Genomic DNA, 15,161 nt, shown 5'->3' with positions numbered 1-15,161 from the left:
TGATCCCATCCCGAACTCAGTAGTGAAACGACGCATCGCCGATGGTAGTGTGGGGTCTCCCCATGTGAGAGTAGGTCATCGTCAAGCTTCTATCCCAAACCCCCGATCCGCTTGCGCGGTTCGGGGGTTTGTCTTTGTGCGAAAAAATGCTGAGTGGCGATGTTGCGGCGTGATGCCGAGCAGAATTACGGAGGCTCCAAAAGCGGAAGAACAGATTCTCGACTTTTTCACGCAGGTAGAGGCCGGTGTGCCGATTGAGGAGCTGCGCCGGCGGCATTGCTTCAGTGATGCCTCGTTCTACACCTGGCGTGCCAAGTTTGGTGGCATGACCGTGCCGGACGCCAAGCGGCTCAGGGATCTCGAACTGGAGAACAGCCGGCTGAAGAGGCCGCCGGTCGAAGCCCATCTGGATATCAAGGCACTGAAGGTGGTCGCCCGGGGAAAAGGGTAAGCCTGACAGCGCGGGGCGGGAGGCGGTGGAGGAGATTGCAGGCCAGAACCGAACCGGCATCTCCGAGCGCCGTGCCGTTCCGCTGATCTGGTTGTCTCGTTCGTTGCTGCGCTATCAGTCCCGCTCCAGCGAGCAAGGCTCCAGGCCGCAAACCCAACTCGTGGAGCTGGCACAGGAGCGTCGGCGCTTTGGCTACCGGGGCCTGCATATCCTGCTGCGGCGGCAGGTATGCAGGTCAACCATAAGCGGATCTATTGCCTTGACCGGGCTGCCGGTTTGATGGTGAAGCGCCGAAGGCGCCCGCCACGGTGTTGCCGTAGAGCACGAGCGGCTGAGCCTGCCGAGCGCGCCGAACAAGGTGTGGTCGATGGACTTGGTCTTCGATGCACTTAGTACGGGGCGGAGGATCAAATGCGTAACGGTGCTCGATGATTTCGCCAAGGAGACGGTAGGTATCCTTGTGGATCACGGCATCAGCGGCTTTTTTCGCGTTACTCGCGCATTGGATGGAATAGCCCGATTCCGCGATTACCCCATCGCAATTCGCACCGCCCCAGACCCCAATTGACCGACAAGGCACTTGTCCTATGGGCCTATCAGCGCGACATCAAGCTGAGGCGGCTTCAGCCTGGTAAGCCCGCACAGAATCATTCAATGGCAGGTTTTTCGGATGAATGCCTGAACGAGCACTGGTTCTGCTCCCTGGCCGAGGCCAGAAACCGCATCGCGGCCTGGCGACGGGGCACAACGAGCACCGACCGCCCAGTGCTATCGGTACATGCATAAGGTTTGTGTGATGGTGCTATTCCGCATGTTCATCGATCACGGTAGGTCGCTAACGAGCTGGCATGCTCCGAAACGCTCGAGAAATTCTTGCAGCAGGATCACTCGCCGCGATATTCGCAGCCACTGGTGCAGGTTTCATGAATACGGATGCGCGAAAGCTCTGGAAGAAGCGGTTTTAGTTCGTTCCAGATCCATTTAGCGAGATTTTCGCTGGTTGGATTTTCGAGGCCGGCAAGGTCGTTGAGATAGTTGTGATCTAGCTGTTCATAGATCGGGCGGAAAATCGCTTTGAGTTCGCTGAAATCCCGAATCCAGCCGGTAAATGGGTCTACTTCGCCAGCAATGTAGATGGCTACACGAAAAGAATGGCCATGGAGGCGTCCGCATTTATGGCCCGCGGGCACATTCGGAAGTCGATGAGCAGATTCGAAAGTGAACTCTTTGAAAATTTCCACAAGAAACTCGCTAAATGATGAGGCGGCAATGCAGTGATTTTACTGCCTTTCCTGGGAGTCGTCGCGAATAGCCGGCCAGCCTGCACCAGAAGTGCTAGCTAACGTGGACGGGCTGGGCTGGTGCTCAAATGGCAAACTGGACACGGATAATGCGTTATTGCAGAGTACGCCCCTTTCTCTCAAGTCTGGCTCGCGTAACGGTGAAGTTTGATGAATGCAGTGGTGGTTGCGGTCGGCGTGATGCTGATCTTGAGTTTGTGCCGAGTGCACGTTGTAGTTGCGTTAATCGCCGGTGCGCTGTGCGGTGGGCTTCTTGGCGGCTTGGGTATCGAGTCTACGCTTGCGGCATTCAATAAAGGGCTCGGCGGAGGCGCAACGGTTGCGTTGTCGTACGCGCTGCTGGGAGCATTCGCTGTGGCCATCGGTAAGAGCGGTCTCGCTCATGCGCTGGCTGACAAGGCGCTGATGATGGTCGGAAACCGTACGGCGCAGTCAGGTCAGTCCGTCAAATGGATAGTGATGGCATTGTTGCTGGTGGTCGCGATCTCTTCCCAGAATATTTTGCCGATTCACATCGCTTTCATCCCGCTGCTGGTTCCTCCCTTGTTGTCTGTGGTGACCAGCCTGCGCATCGACCGTCGCTTGATCGCTTGTGTGTTGGCCTTCGGGTTGATCACGCCCTACATGTTTTTACCGGTCGGTTTTGGCAACATCTTTCTCAACGAGATACTGCTCGCCAACGTTGCGAAAGGTGGGGTGGATGTATCTGGAGTAAAGGTGACGGAGGCGATGCTGATTCCAGCGCTTGGGATGGTTGCAGGGCTGATCATCGCCTTCTTTAGTTATCGCAAGCCGCGTGATTACGACCTGGGCCGAATAGATGAGGTCGAGCGGGTTAATGCAACCTACAGTCCCGTCACACTGCTCGTGGCGGCTATTGCCATCGGTGCTGCGTTCATTGTGCAGTTATGGCTGGATTCGATGATTATCGGTGCGCTTGCCGGGTTCGTGATCTTCTCTGCCTCCGGTGTGGTGCGTTGGCGTGAGGCGGACGACCTGTTCACCGATGGTATGAAAATGATGGCCATGATCGGCTTCATCATGATTGCTGCAGCGGGGTTCGCCGAGGTCATGCGAGAAACCGGTCAGGTGAAATCGCTGGTAGACGCCTCCGCCGCGTGGATCGGCGACAGCAAGGCGGTGGCGGCGCTGCTGATGCTATTGGTCGGCCTTTTGGTAACCATGGGTATCGGTTCGTCGTTTTCGACGGTACCGATTATTGCGGCGATCTTCGTGCCGCTGGGCGTGGAGCTGGGGTTCAGCCCGCTTGCAATCGTGAGCCTGGTGGGCACGGCGGGCGCGTTGGGTGACGGTGGCTCTCCCGCGTCGGATTCGACCCTGGGACCGACCGCTGGCCTCAACGTCGACGGCCAACACAACCATATATGGGATACCGTGGTTCCGACGTTTCTCCACTACAACTTGCCGCTGCTCGCCTTTGGTTGGGTGGCAGCAATGATCCTGTGATTCGATAGGATCGAACGAAGAGGGCAGGGTAATTCCTGCCTTCTTTTTTGCGTGGAGAGAAAAGCTGCGCACTCGCGAATCCGTATGTTGACTAACGGGATAGCACAACGGATTTCTGGGTGAAGAATGATCAGATCGACGCTCGAGCAGAAGACCTTCCTCATTTTACTGGTGCTGGTTTCCCTCGCATTCGGCTGGATCCTCCTGCCATTCTATGGAGCGGTATTCTGGGCAGCGGTACTCGCCATACTCTTCTCGCCATTGCAGCGACGGCTGCAGCAGCGCTTCGTCGGGCGCCCGAATGTAGCTGCATTGCTGACTTTACTGATATGTCTATTGGTGGCGGTTATTCCCGTAATCGTAATTACCGGAATGCTGGTGCAAGAAGGTGCTGCGCTATATCAGCGCATCGAGACCGGTGAACTGGACGTTGGCAGCTACCTGGCACAAGTGAAGGCAATGATGCCGGATGGTCTGCGGGTGCAGCTCCAGCGGTTCGGCCTTGGCGATCTGGACAGCATGCGAGAAAAGCTTTCCAGCGGCGCGCTGGAAGGCAGTCAGTTTCTAGCGACGAAAGCGTTCAGCTTTGGGCAGGGTACGTTTCAGTTTCTGGTGAGCTTCTGCGTGATGCTCTACTTGCTGTTCTTCTTCATTCGCGACGGGCGTGAGCTGGTGTTGCGGATTCGGCAGGCGCTGCCGCTGAGCGATACTCAGAAACGAAGGTTGTTCAATAAATTCACCCGAGTAGTGAGAGCCACCGTGAAGGGCAACGTCATTGTTGCGATCACGCAGGGCGCGCTCGGCGGAGTGATTTTCGCGGTGCTCGGTATATCTGGAGCCCTGCTCTGGGCGGTCTTGATGGCATTCCTGTCACTGCTTCCCGCCGTCGGTGCCGGACTGATCTGGACACCTGTAGCGATCTACTTCCTATTCAGCGGCGCAGTCTGGCAGGGAGTGATTCTGATCCTGTATGGGGTGATGGTCATCGGCCTGGTCGACAACATCCTTCGCCCGATCCTGGTGGGCAAGGACACCAAGATGCCCGATTACCTTGTCCTCATTTCCACCCTCGGTGGGCTCGCTCTGTTCGGGCTGAATGGCTTCGTGATCGGGCCGCTTATCGCGGCCTTGTTCATCTCATCGTGGGGGCTTTTTACCAATGGCGATCGGCCACGAGGTTCAGCTGACGCGGGCGAATGAACACCTTTTTAATCAAGGGCCGGCAGGGCCGGCCTTGATCAGGGGACGTCTCACATCAGTCGTTTGCCGTCCTTGCGGCTGATGATGACTGTTGCAGAACGCGGCCGCAGGCCAGGACCATCCGGCCAGCTGCTGCTGTAATTGCCCGGCGTAGACCCCTCACCTGGATGCTGGATATTCACGAACAGCGTGCGGAAATCGGGCGTTGCGGTGATGCCAGTCACCTCCGCGCCTAGCGGTCCGACCAGAAAGCGCTTGGTTTCCCCTGTCTTGGGATCAGAAACCAACATCTGATTGTTACCGAACGGGCCTGATTTCAGCTGGCTGCCGCTCATGTCGGTCTGGATCCAGAGTCGGCCTTCGTCATCGAACCACAGCCCATCTGGACTGGCCAGGATGTTGCTGTCATCCAGAGCGCGGCCCCTTGGGGTTCTGCTGTCGCCCTGCGGACCCGCTAACAGGTAGATGTTCCAGCGAAAGCGGGTTCCTGCGTAGTCGCGGCTTTCTTCCGACCAGCGAATGATATGGCCGTAAGGATTGGGCGAGCGCGGATTGGCTGCATCGGCCTCGCTACGCGCACTGTTGTTGGTCAGGGTGAAATAGACATCACCGTTGTCCGGGTGAACGGCACCCCATTCCGGGCGATCCATTCGCGTCGCGCCGGCGATGTCGGCAGCCAGACGGGTGTTGATCAGCACTTCGCCCTGATCGGCGAAGCTCACACCGGCCGTTGCGCAGGCCTGCTGGAACGCCGGGTCGTCAATGTCCAGCGCCAGCCAATCGCCGCTGCCATCCGCATTGAAACGGGCTACGTAGAGCGTTCCCGCATCCAGCAGGCGACCATCGCTACGCAGCGGGCGGTAGCGGTCACGGCTGACATACTTGTAGATGTATTCGTTCTGCGAGTCGTCACCTGAGTAGCAGACCAGCGGGCGACCCGGTTTGACGGGGGCAAACACCAGCCCCTCGTGCGCAAAGCGGCCGAGGGCGGTGCGTTTTACCGGCATGGCGTCCGGATCGAACGGATCGATCTCCACGATCCAGCCGAAGGTGTTCGGCTCGTTGCGATAGTCGGACCGCGGATCGGCGCCGCGGCGTGTCGCATCGAAACGCTGGAACTCATCGCCAGCGATGGTCTCCCAGGCATAGCGGCTGGTGTCACGTACACCGTAACGGCTGAGCTCGCGCGGTAGTTCACTGTCCTGGCTGGCAAAGTAACCGGCCCAGTTCTCTTCGCAGGTCAGATAGGTGCCCCACGGGGTAAAGCCATTCGCGCAGTTGTTCAGTGTGCCGCGGGTGGAAGTGCCGCTCGGGCTGTAGCGGGTGCGCAGCAAGGCATGCCCCTTGGCGGGACCTTCGATACGCATGGCGGTGGCGCCGGTGATGCGGCGATTGCGGGCAGATGGCAGTACGGACCAGTCGCCGCGCACGCCGCGACGGATCTCCACTACGGAAACCCCGTGCGCATTGATTTCCTTACGGACTTCGTCGACTACGGTGCGCTTGCCGTCGACCACGGTCGGCCCGTTGGGGTGCAGCAGCGGCGCATCAATGTACTCGTGATTCACCACCAGCAATCCGTGATCGCTCTGGTGCCCGCCGTATTTGGCATTGATTGGGAAGAAATGCATGCCATCGTGATGCATGCCGGTCTGGTGCGCCTGGTCCTCGGCGCTGTTGCTGGCGTCTTCCAGATAGGCCGGATAGCGCCCGCTAATAGGGGTGCCCCACGGAATGAACGTCGTTGCGGTGTATCCTGGCGGGACGCTGATGCCATCGTGGCGAGTGACTGGAACAGCTGAGAATGGAAGTCGGCTGCGGCGTTTCAGCGGAAAATCCTTGAGCCGCTCTGCCGATTGACCGGCGGCCTGGACCACACCCGGAAGTGTCGCTCCCAGGAAGGCCAGCGCGCCTAGCGAGGCGCCACCGGCCAGTACCTGGCGACGGCCGAGATTGATCACATCCTGAATATGGGTATTTCCGGAACGGTTGCTGGGTAGCTCATCGCCATTGCCGAACAGAATATTGTCGTTGTCAGTGCTCACGTCGCGTTCCCTGAGTCGATTGACGGAATCCTGACTCTAGTTTTATCGTGAGACAGCTATATGACACCGCTCCGCATTACGACGAGCGACATGAGCGCTCGAAACGCAAAGGCCCCGGCTTAGAGCCGGGGCCTTTGCTACACCGCAGCCTGTTGCCAGGCTGAAACCGTTCCTTAGTGGAACTGGTTCATGGTGTTGTCCTTACCGCTCGCCTTCAGAGCCGCTTCGCCAGCGAAGTACTCCTTGTGGTTGTCACCAATGTCGGAGCCAGCCATGTTCTGGTGCTTGACGCAGGCGATACCCTGACGCAGTTCCTGCCGCTGAACGCCCTTCACGTAGGCCAGCATGCCTTGGTCGGCGAAGTAGCCCTTGGCCAGGTTGTCGGTGGACAGCGCGGCAGTGTGGTAGGTCGGCAGAGTGATCAGGTGGTGGAAGATGCCGGCGTGAGCGGAACCGTCCTTCTGGAAGGTACGGATCTTCTCGTCTGCAATCTGAGCCAGCTCGGTTTCGTCGTACTCGACGCTCATCAGCTTGGCGCGGTCGTAGGCGGAAACGTCCTTGCCTTCGGCGACCATGGCGTCGAACACTTGCTGACGGAAGTTCAAGGTCCAGTTGAAAGACGGGCTGTTGTTGTAAACCAGCTTAGCGTTCGGGATCACTTCGCGGATGCGGTCAACCATGCCCTTGATCTGGCCAACGTGCGGCTTCTCGGTCTCGATCCACAGCAGGTCGGCGCCGTTCTGCAGGCTGGTGATGCAGTCCAGGACGCAGCGGTCTTCGCCGGTGCCCTTGCGGAACTGGAACAGGTTGGACGGCAGACGCTTCGGACGCAGCAGCTTGCCACCGCGGTTGATGACGACGTCGCCATTGCCTAGGTCGGAGGCAGCAACCTCTTCGCAATCCAGGAACGAGTTGTACAGGTCGCCCAGGTCGCCCGGCTCTTTGGTCACGGCGATCTGCTTGGTCAGGCCGGCACCCAGGGAGTCGGTACGCGCCACGATCACGCCGTTGTCGATGCCTAGCTCGAGGAATGCGTAACGAACGGCAGCGATCTTGGCGAGGAAGTCGGCGTGCGGAACGGTCACTTTGCCGTCCTGGTGGCCGCACTGCTTCTCGTCGGAAACCTGGTTCTCGATCTGGATGCAGCAAGCACCCGCTTCGATCATGCGCTTGGCCAGCAGGTAGGTGGCTTCCGGGTTACCGAAGCCAGCGTCGATGTCGGCGATGATCGGGACGATATGGGTTTCGTAGTTGTCGATCTGGTTCTGGATCTCGGCAGCCTTGGCGTTATCGCCGGCTTCGCGAGCGGCATCCAGGGCGGTGAACAGCAGATCCAGTTCGCGGCTATCGGCCTGACGCAGGAAGGTGTACAGCTCTTCGATCAGGTCGGAGACTGCGGTCTTCTCGTGCATCGACTGGTCCGGCAGCGGGCCGAACTCGGAGCGCAGAGCGGCAACCATCCAGCCGGACAGGTAGAGGTAGCGCTTGTTGGTGGTCTTCAGGTGCTTCTTGATGGAGATCAGCTTCTGCTGACCGATGAAGCCATGCCAGCAGCCCAGCGACTGGGTGTAGACGGACGAGTCGGCATCGTACTCGGCCATGTCCTTGCGCATGATGTCGGCGGTGTACTGAGCGATTTCCAGACCGGTCTTGAAGCGGTTCTGGGCGCGCATGCGGGCCACGGATTCCGGGTTGATAGCGCTCCAGCTGCTGCCGAACTTCTCTTTCAGGGCGGCAACTGCCTTGATGTCGTCTTGATATGCGGACATGGTCAATCCTTCATAGATGTGAATTTGGTTGAGCACCGACTTTCCCACCAAAAACTGCGTGCTAACGGATCAATGCGAGCAACACGCGGCAGAGCGTCGAACTGCGACCAGGACGAGGATTGAAACCGAGGAGGAGGGCATGGACACGATCGCCGGGCTGGCTCTTGGTTGCGAAGCTCCCGGTTGGCGTGGCTGCCGTGGGGCCTGACAACGTCGAGACTATAAGTCTGGCTGATGCGTTAATCGCTTCCCCGTCCCTCAGGACGACTCGTTCCAGTCGCAACCTCGTCAGTCCGCCTTGTGGGCAGTACAGTCACGGGACGGCTCGGCTGGTTGGCTGGAGCGCGCCCCGGAGACCCTTTCCAGAGCCTCTGGTTAGCGGGAGCGGGGCAATGATGCGCTGCCGGGAAAGCCTCGTCAATCATTTTGTAGTGTTTTTTTTGTGGCACTACATAAGCGGGGCGCTGCCACATTGCGCGAAGCGCTATCACTCCAGTACGTCGACTTTCAGTCGCAGCGAAAGGTCTTGCCGGCCCTGCGTGCTGTAACGTCGCAAGGTGCCGTCGTGTTGTGATGAGGCACTTTCGTCGATGCCGCCCAGGCTGATCCACTCGCCAACGCGGCCACTGACGCGGGTATCGGCGAGCTGCGTTTCGATCACATTCGGGGTCATCTGATTGACCCGATCACGGTTGCTGCTGACGGTGATCTGAACACGATCACCGATGAGATTGGCCGTCACGTAGAAGCCGCGGGTGACGTCGCGATACTGCGTCTGCTGGTAGATCCGGCCATAGCCGTCGGTGCCACTGGTGGTCAGCGGTACGCTCTGGCCGACCTGGATCAGCGCCGGATAGCCCTCATTGGTCTGGATCTGCTGGATGCCGCCCTCCTGACTGCTGGTCGAACGCCGGATGATGCGCACCTGGTCGCGACCATGACGTTCGCCACGGCCTGTCTCGAACTCGACATCTCCGGCGCGGATCGAACCATCCACACTGTAGCCGCTGGAGTTGCCAGCAGCCGAATCCTGGGTGTCGACACTGATAAGCAGGCGCTTGGGTTCGCTGTCGAGCTGCTCGAGTACCTGACGAAGTTCTACGATCGCCGCTTGCGGAGCATTGACGATCAACTGATTGCCGTAGGCGTTGACCCGACCCTGTTCGCCGATCACCGATTGGGCTACCGGCAGGACATCCTCAGCCATCCGGTATTGCAGCGGGATGACCTCCGTGGCGGCGTGCAACGGCAGGCAGATGGCCAGAGCGAGTGTGGCAAGATGGCGGCGTAGGGTCATAGCAGAAAGCTCCGCAGGTTGGCATCGGACAGGCTGCGTTCCCAGGCCTGGTCGAAGCTCGACTGGCTCAGACGGACCCGCGCCGGGTTGTTATACAGCGCATACCCGTTATGGGGATCGCGATGGGGACGTATCAGCAGGCCGGTTTTGTCCGCGATCAGATAGGCGTCCTCTTCGCGCGGATACTCGGGATTGACCTTGCGAATCTGGGCATTGCTGCTGAGGCGCCTGGCCAGCGCCAGCAGGCGGTGACCGCTCTGCACGGCCCGGGTGGAATCCTCGATGAGGATACGCAACCGGTTGCGCGGGTGCGCCAGCAGAAAGCGTGTGCAGGCCTGCTGGATACTGCTGTGGTGAAACAGCCAGGGTTCCAGGTCCGGGCTGTAGAGACACAGGTTGCGTTGCGCCTGCTGGAAGAACGCCAGCGCGTGCGCGCGAACCTGCTCGGGACTGGTGAAGTGCTGTACGCCGGCGTCCTCTCCGAGTCGCGCCGACGCGGCCTGCCAGGACGTCGGCGCCGGTTGGTCCGACAACGGATTATGCACGTCGAATCGCCCCGGCGATTGGAAGTCGATGATTAGCGACTCGCCTGTATCGTCCCGATCATCCTTGGCGTTGTCGTGCATGGCGAACCTCAGTGGCTCTTGCGCAGCATGTCCACGTGCGGGATGCCGGCTTCGAGAAACTCCTCGCTGACGACCTCGAAACCCAGCCGTTCGTAGAAACGGGTTGCATGTACCTGTGCGGTCAGTTTCTGTTCACGCAGGCCGCGGCGTTCGGCTTCGGCGAGTACCGCTTGCATCAGCGCGTCGCCCACATTCATGCCGCGCCAGTCGCGCAGAACGGCGACGCGACCGATCTGGCCGTCCGCGAGCAGCCGTGCGGTACCGATGGCGTAACCATCCTCGAGTGCAAGGAAATGCACGGCCTCGACATCGTCGGCATCCCATTCCTGTTCTGGCGGGACGGCCTGTTCGGCGATGAACACCGCTTCGCGTATGCGCCGCAGGTCGGCGTTGTCCTTCTGCCAATCGGCGATGCGTACTTGGATGTTATTCATCAGCGAACTCCAGGCTTCCCTGTTTGATCAATTCCTGCAGCAGCTTACGCCCGTCGTTATCGCCAAGCCACGGAGCAAGATTGTCCTCGTGCAGGGCGTCGGCCGAGCAGATCAGCTTGAGCAGATCGCGGAGTTGGATGGGGAGCAGACGACTCTGGCCGCTGGCGAACAGTAGCAGGCCGAGATCGATCTCACTCCAGGCCATGCGCGCCGCGGGATTGCGTACCAGCACGGCGCCATCGGCGAGCGCTGCGCGCAGATCCTGCTCGGTCAGTTCGACGCCTTCGATCCGCTCGGGATAGCGAGGCTCGGTCATGAACTGGCCGAACCAGGTTAGCAGCAGTCGCTCGTCGCCCATATGCTCGGCCAGCAGCCTCTTCAGACGTTCCAGCGCGTCACTCTGAATCTGGTAGGGATCGTCGCTCGGTTGCAGATCGGCGTCGCCGTAGCGTTCTTCATCCGGCAGAAACTGGGCGAGGAAATCGGTGAAGTGGGTTAGCACCTCGGCGGCGCTGGGCGCGCGGAAGCCCACCGAATAGGTCATGCAGGCATCCTCGGCCGTGCCGAAGTGTGCCAGGCGCGGCGGTAGGTACAGCATGTCGCCAGGCTCCAGAACCCATTCGTCGGTACCCTGGAAGTCGGCGAGGATGCGCAGGTCGCCATGCTCGAGCAGTGCGCTGTCACTGTCGCACATCTGGCCGATGCGCCAGCGCCGTTGACCGTGCGCCTGCAGCAGGAACACGTCGTAGTTGTCGAAATGCGGGCCTACGCCGCCGCCCGGTGCGGCGTAGCTGATCATTACGTCGTCGATGCGCCAGTTCGGGAGAAAGCGGAACTGCCCGAGCAGCTCTGCCACTTCGGGTACCAGCTGATCGACGGCCTGGACCAGCAGGGTCCAGTCACGCTCGGGCAGCTGCTGGTAGGTGTCCTCGGCGAAGGGACCGCGGCGCAGCTCCCACGGGCTGTCACCGTGCTCGATGACCAGGCGCGACTCGACTTCCTCTTCGAGAGAAAGGCCGGCCAGCTCGTCCGGCGAGATGGAGCTTTGGAAATCCGGAATGGCCTGGCGGATCAGCAGCGGCTTCTTCTGCCAGTAGTCACGGAGGAACTCCCGTGCGCTGAGGCCGCCGAGAATTTGAAGTGGAGCATCAGAAGTCATGCGTAACACCTTGCTCTATATGCAGAGCTGCAAATAAAAACGCCCGGCGCAGCCGGGCGTGCGTATATGGAAATCGGTCAGACGCGCTTGGCCTGATCGCCGGCGTTGCCGATGTAGCTGGCCGGAGTCAGTTTGCGTAGTTCGGCTTTGGCTTCGGCTGGAATCTGCAGCGCGTCGATGAAGGCCAGCAGGGCGTCCGGCGTGATGCCCTTGCCGCGGGTGAGATCCTTGAGTTTTTCGTAGGCGTTTTCCACGGCATAGCGACGCATGACGGTCTGTACCGGCTCGGCCAGCACTTCCCAGCAGTTGTCCAGGTCTTCGGCGATGCGCGCAGCGTTCAGCTCCAGTTTGCCGATGCCCTTGAGGCTGGCTTCGTAGGCGATGACGCTATGGGCGAAGCCCACGCCCAGATTGCGCAGGACAGTGGAGTCGGTCAGATCGCGCTGCCAGCGGGAGATCGGCAGTTTGCTGGCCAGATGCTGGAGGATGGCGTTGGCGATGCCGAGGTTGCCTTCGGAGTTTTCGAAGTCGATCGGGTTGACCTTGTGCGGCATGGTCGAAGAGCCGATCTCACCGGCCACGGTCTTCTGCTTGAAGTAACCGAGGGAGATGTAGCCCCAGATATCGCGGTCGAAGTCGATGAGGATGGTGTTGAAGCGCGCGATGGCGTCGAACAGCTCGGCGATGTAGTCATGCGGCTCGATCTGAGTGGTGTAGGGGTTCCAGCTCAGACCCAGGTCCTGCTCGATGAACTCGCGGGCGTTGGCTTCCCAGTCCACCTGCGGATAAGCGGACAGGTGTGCGTTGTAGTTGCCCACGGCGCCGTTGATCTTGCCCAGCAGCGGCACTTCCGCGACCTGCTTGATCTGCCGCTCCAGGCGATACACGACGTTGGCCAGCTCTTTGCCGAGCGTGGTCGGCGAGGCCGGCTGCCCGTGGGTGCGGGAGAGCATCGGGACATCGGCGAACTTGATGGCCAGCGCGCGGATTGCCTCGGCAATCTGGCGCATCAGCGGCAGCAGTACTTGGTCGCGGCCTTCGCGCAGCATCAGCGCATGGGACAGGTTGTTGATGTCCTCGCTGGTGCAGGCGAAGTGGATGAATTCGTTGACAGCGGCCAGTTCCGGCAGCTGCTTGGCCTGCTCCTTGAGCAGGTACTCGACGGCTTTCACGTCGTGATTGGTGGTGCGCTCGAACTCTTTGACGCGCTCGGCGTGCTCCAGCTGGAAGTTCTCCGCCAGCTTATCCAGCAGCGCGTTGGCTTCGGCAGAGAATGGCGCGACTTCCGGGATGCCCGGGTGAGCCGCCAGACGCTGGAGCCAGCGCACTTCGACCTGAACACGGCAACGGATCAGGCCGAATTCGCTGAAGATCGGGCGCAGGGCGCTGGTTTTGCCGGCGTAGCGGCCATCGACGGGGGAAACCGCCGTGAGCGAGGAAAGCTGCATAGAGGGCATTCTCGGACAGTCGGGCAACGAAAAGGGCGCAGATTATACATGAAAGCACCGGCCACCGGACCGCGCTCCTGGGTGAATGCATCGGGTCCGAACGACTTTCGCCGGTGGCGCTGCCGGCGCTGAACCGCTGTGGCTGGAGCGGCGGCGCGCAGTCAGTGGTTATCGGTCTGCGAGCGAACCTTGGGATACAGCGCGTCGAGCAGTTTGCGTCGGCTGATAATCATCTGCCAGCGATGCCCGCCGAGCTGTCGCCACAGGCGGGCCGAGCGGATACCGGCCAGCAGCAGCGCGCGAATCTTCGCGGCGTTGTCCGGCTGCTGCAGGTGGCGCATGTCGCCCTGCACCTGAATGCGCTGGCGGAATGTGCTCAGAGTGTCCTGATACAGACCGCCGAATGAGGCGATGACATTTTCATGCGTCAGGCCGAAGTGCTCGACCTGCTGCTGGATCTGATCGAGCCGGCTGCCGATGACCTGCAGCATGTCGCCACGCTTGTCCAGTTGCCGTTCGAGACCGACCATCGCCAGCGCGTAGCGCAGCGGTTCGCGTTGCAGGCTGCTGCTGTCGCGCTCCAGCGCGCCTACCAGAGCGCGATAGCCGTCGCGCAGATTGAGATCGTCGCCGCCGTAGATTTCCAGCGTCGTCTGCGGGTTGCGCGCCAGCAGACTGCCGAGCATGCAGGCAACCTGTGCGGTGGGGGCCTGGCCCGTGCGGGCGATGCGATCAACCAGCACGGCAGCCTCGAAGATGGCGCCAAGGGCGATCAGTTGCTCTTCGACGGAACTCATGGGTGGGCTCCTTCGAACCAAGGCTCGGCGTGCTCAATCACGCCGCCCCCCAGGCAGATTTCGCCATCGTAGAGCACCACGGACTGGCCGGGCGTCACGGCGCGCTGCGGAGCGTCGAAGAGCACACGGTAGCCCTGTGCAGTTTTCTCCAGTGTGCAGTCTTGGTCTGTCTGTCGGTAGCGCACCTTGGCAGTCAGTCGGCGCGGGGTGCTGATATCCAGCGGGTTGACCCAGTAGATTTCTGAAGCGAGCAGGGCGCGGGCAAACAGCCAGGGGTGATCGTTGCCCTGGCCGACGATCAATACGTTGCGCTGCAGGTCCTTGCTGAGTACGTACCAGGGCTCGTCCGAGGCGTCCTTGAGGCCGCCGATGCCCAGGCCCTGGCGTTGACCGATAGTGTGGTACATCAGGCCGTGGTGGCGGCCGATAACTTCGCCGTCGATGGTTTCGATATTTCCCGGCTGAGCGGGGAGGTACTGCCTGAGGAAATCGCTGAAACGGCGCTCTCCGATGAAGCAGATGCCAGTGGAGTCCTTCTTCTTCGCCGTGGCCAGCCCGTATTTCTCGGCGATTGCCCGCACCGCAGGCTTTTCCAGCTCGCCGACGGGGAACAGTGTCTTGCTCAGTTGTGCACCGCCGACGGCGTGCAGGAAATAGCTCTGGTCCTTGTTCGGGTCCAGGCCTTTGAGCAGCTCGCTGCGCCCGTCTACGTCGCGGCGACGCACATAATGGCCGGTGGCGATCAGGTCCGCGCCGAGCATCAGGGCATAGTCGAGGAACGCCTTGAACTTGATTTCGCGGTTGCAGAGGATGTCCGGGTTGGGCGTGCGTCCGGCCTTGTATTCGGCGAGGAAGTGCTCGAACACGTTATCCCAGTACTCGGCGGCGAAATTGGCGGTGTGCAGCTTGATGCCGATGCTGTCGCATACGGCCTGCGCGTCGGCGAGATCTTCCTTGGCGGTGCAGTACTCGGTACCGTCGTCTTCCTCCCAGTTTTTCATGAACAGGCCTTCTACCTGATACCCCTGTTCGAGCAGCAGAAGGGCGGAAACAGAGGAGTCCACGCCGCCGGACATGCCGACAATGACGCGAGTGTTTTCCGGGGCGGTGATGGCTGAAGCAGGCATAGGGATATCGCTGGCGGGATCTGCAAAAAGGACCGGATTC

General features: G+C 60.5%; 12 protein-coding genes, 1 rRNA gene and 1 pseudogene. 4 read left to right on the top strand and 10 right to left on the bottom strand.

Going from position 1 to position 15,161, the window contains the following annotated elements:
* Both rrf and U8L64_RS07285 read left to right on the top strand, forming a co-directional pair.
* Positions 1–87 (top strand): 5S ribosomal RNA (gene rrf / locus U8L64_RS07290); the annotation flags it as partial.
* A gap of 85 nt (positions 88–172) precedes the next feature.
* Positions 173–1,227: pseudogene (locus U8L64_RS07285) on the top strand (IS3 family transposase); the annotation flags it as partial.
* A 108-nt stretch (positions 1,228–1,335) separates the two neighbouring features.
* Here U8L64_RS07285 and queD read toward each other — a convergent pair.
* On the bottom strand, positions 1,336–1,692 hold the full coding sequence (gene queD, locus U8L64_RS07280; protein ID WP_043299101.1) for a 6-carboxytetrahydropterin synthase QueD: 357 nt from the start codon (positions 1,690–1,692) through the stop codon (positions 1,336–1,338).
* A 210-nt stretch (positions 1,693–1,902) separates the two neighbouring features.
* Here queD and U8L64_RS07275 point away from each other — a divergent pair, with 210 nt between their 5' ends.
* Together U8L64_RS07275 and U8L64_RS07270 are read left to right on the top strand one after the other, a co-directional pair.
* Complete coding sequence (locus U8L64_RS07275) at positions 1,903–3,219, top strand: Na+/H+ antiporter family protein (RefSeq protein ID WP_333395676.1); 1,317 nt, start codon at positions 1,903–1,905, stop codon at positions 3,217–3,219.
* A gap of 126 nt (positions 3,220–3,345) precedes the next feature.
* On the top strand, positions 3,346–4,419 hold the full coding sequence (locus U8L64_RS07270) for an AI-2E family transporter (RefSeq protein ID WP_234302155.1): 1,074 nt from the start codon (positions 3,346–3,348) through the stop codon (positions 4,417–4,419).
* 50 nt (positions 4,420–4,469) lie between these two features.
* Here the strand turns inward: U8L64_RS07270 and U8L64_RS07265 are convergent, their stop codons facing one another.
* The 9 genes from U8L64_RS07265 to mnmA all read right to left on the bottom strand — a co-directional run bounded on the left by U8L64_RS07265 (position 4,470) and on the right by mnmA (position 15,121).
* Positions 4,470–6,464, bottom strand: a complete 1,995-nt coding sequence (locus U8L64_RS07265) for a PhoX family protein (RefSeq protein ID WP_333395671.1) — start codon at positions 6,462–6,464, stop codon at positions 4,470–4,472.
* Between the two features lie 173 nt (positions 6,465–6,637).
* Positions 6,638–8,233, bottom strand: coding sequence for an isocitrate lyase (locus U8L64_RS07260; protein WP_054094833.1), 1,596 nt, complete (start codon positions 8,231–8,233; stop codon positions 6,638–6,640).
* Positions 8,234–8,720: 487 nt separating this feature from the next.
* Positions 8,721–9,530, bottom strand: a complete 810-nt coding sequence (locus U8L64_RS07255; protein WP_054094834.1) for a secretin N-terminal domain-containing protein — start codon at positions 9,528–9,530, stop codon at positions 8,721–8,723.
* Positions 9,527–10,156, bottom strand: coding sequence for a DUF7931 domain-containing protein (locus U8L64_RS07250; protein ID WP_054094835.1), 630 nt, complete (start codon positions 10,154–10,156; stop codon positions 9,527–9,529). Before U8L64_RS07250 ends, U8L64_RS07255 begins: the two co-directional genes overlap by 4 nt.
* Before the next feature lie 8 nt (positions 10,157–10,164).
* A complete protein-coding gene (locus tag U8L64_RS07245) occupies positions 10,165–10,590 on the bottom strand; it encodes a GNAT family N-acetyltransferase (RefSeq protein WP_054094836.1) in 426 nt (141 codons plus the stop codon).
* Positions 10,583–11,749 carry a ribosomal protein uL16 3-hydroxylase gene (locus U8L64_RS07240; RefSeq protein WP_333395662.1) on the bottom strand — a complete coding sequence of 389 codons (1,167 nt, stop codon included), beginning with the start codon at positions 11,747–11,749 and terminating at the stop codon, positions 10,583–10,585. The genes U8L64_RS07245 and U8L64_RS07240 overlap by 8 nt, the downstream gene beginning before the upstream one ends.
* A 77-nt stretch (positions 11,750–11,826) precedes the next feature.
* On the bottom strand, positions 11,827–13,197 hold the full coding sequence (purB, locus tag U8L64_RS07235) for an adenylosuccinate lyase (RefSeq protein WP_333395660.1): 1,371 nt from the start codon (positions 13,195–13,197) through the stop codon (positions 11,827–11,829).
* A gap of 161 nt (positions 13,198–13,358) precedes the next feature.
* Entirely contained in the window at positions 13,359–13,994 is a 636-nt protein-coding gene (hflD, locus tag U8L64_RS07230; protein WP_273528051.1) for a high frequency lysogenization protein HflD, read from the bottom strand.
* Positions 13,991–15,121 (bottom strand): tRNA 2-thiouridine(34) synthase MnmA, encoded by a 1,131-nt coding sequence (gene mnmA / locus U8L64_RS07225; protein WP_234302160.1) that lies wholly within the window; start codon positions 15,119–15,121, stop codon positions 13,991–13,993. The genes hflD and mnmA overlap by 4 nt, the downstream gene beginning before the upstream one ends.
* Between the last annotated feature and the right edge of the window lie 40 nt (positions 15,122–15,161).

This window comes from Pseudomonas sp. FIP_A4, from assembly GCF_036701605.1.
Taxonomy (GTDB): domain Bacteria; phylum Pseudomonadota; class Gammaproteobacteria; order Pseudomonadales; family Pseudomonadaceae; genus Stutzerimonas; species Stutzerimonas phenolilytica.
This window is presented reverse-complemented; position numbering and strand designations above follow the sequence as displayed.

Excerpts from the sequence above, each read along its gene's own strand:
- U8L64_RS07245 (WP_054094836.1), bottom strand. The coding sequence starts at position 10,590 with ATGAATAACATCCAAGTACGCATCGCCGATTGGCAGAAGGACAACGCC.
- mnmA (WP_234302160.1), bottom strand. The coding sequence starts at position 15,121 with ATGCCTGCTTCAGCCATCACCGCCCCGGAAAACACTCGCGTCATTGTC.
- U8L64_RS07250 (WP_054094835.1), bottom strand. The coding sequence starts at position 10,156 with ATGCACGACAACGCCAAGGATGATCGGGACGATACAGGCGAGTCGCTA.
- U8L64_RS07240 (WP_333395662.1), bottom strand. The coding sequence starts at position 11,749 with ATGACTTCTGATGCTCCACTTCAAATTCTCGGCGGCCTCAGCGCACGG.
- U8L64_RS07255 (WP_054094834.1), bottom strand. The coding sequence starts at position 9,530 with ATGACCCTACGCCGCCATCTTGCCACACTCGCTCTGGCCATCTGCCTG.
- U8L64_RS07260 (WP_054094833.1), bottom strand. The coding sequence starts at position 8,233 with ATGTCCGCATATCAAGACGACATCAAGGCAGTTGCCGCCCTGAAAGAG.
- U8L64_RS07275 (WP_333395676.1), top strand. The coding sequence starts at position 1,903 with ATGAATGCAGTGGTGGTTGCGGTCGGCGTGATGCTGATCTTGAGTTTG.
- purB (WP_333395660.1), bottom strand. The coding sequence starts at position 13,197 with ATGCAGCTTTCCTCGCTCACGGCGGTTTCCCCCGTCGATGGCCGCTAC.
- U8L64_RS07270 (WP_234302155.1), top strand. The coding sequence starts at position 3,346 with ATGATCAGATCGACGCTCGAGCAGAAGACCTTCCTCATTTTACTGGTG.
- hflD (WP_273528051.1), bottom strand. The coding sequence starts at position 13,994 with ATGAGTTCCGTCGAAGAGCAACTGATCGCCCTTGGCGCCATCTTCGAG.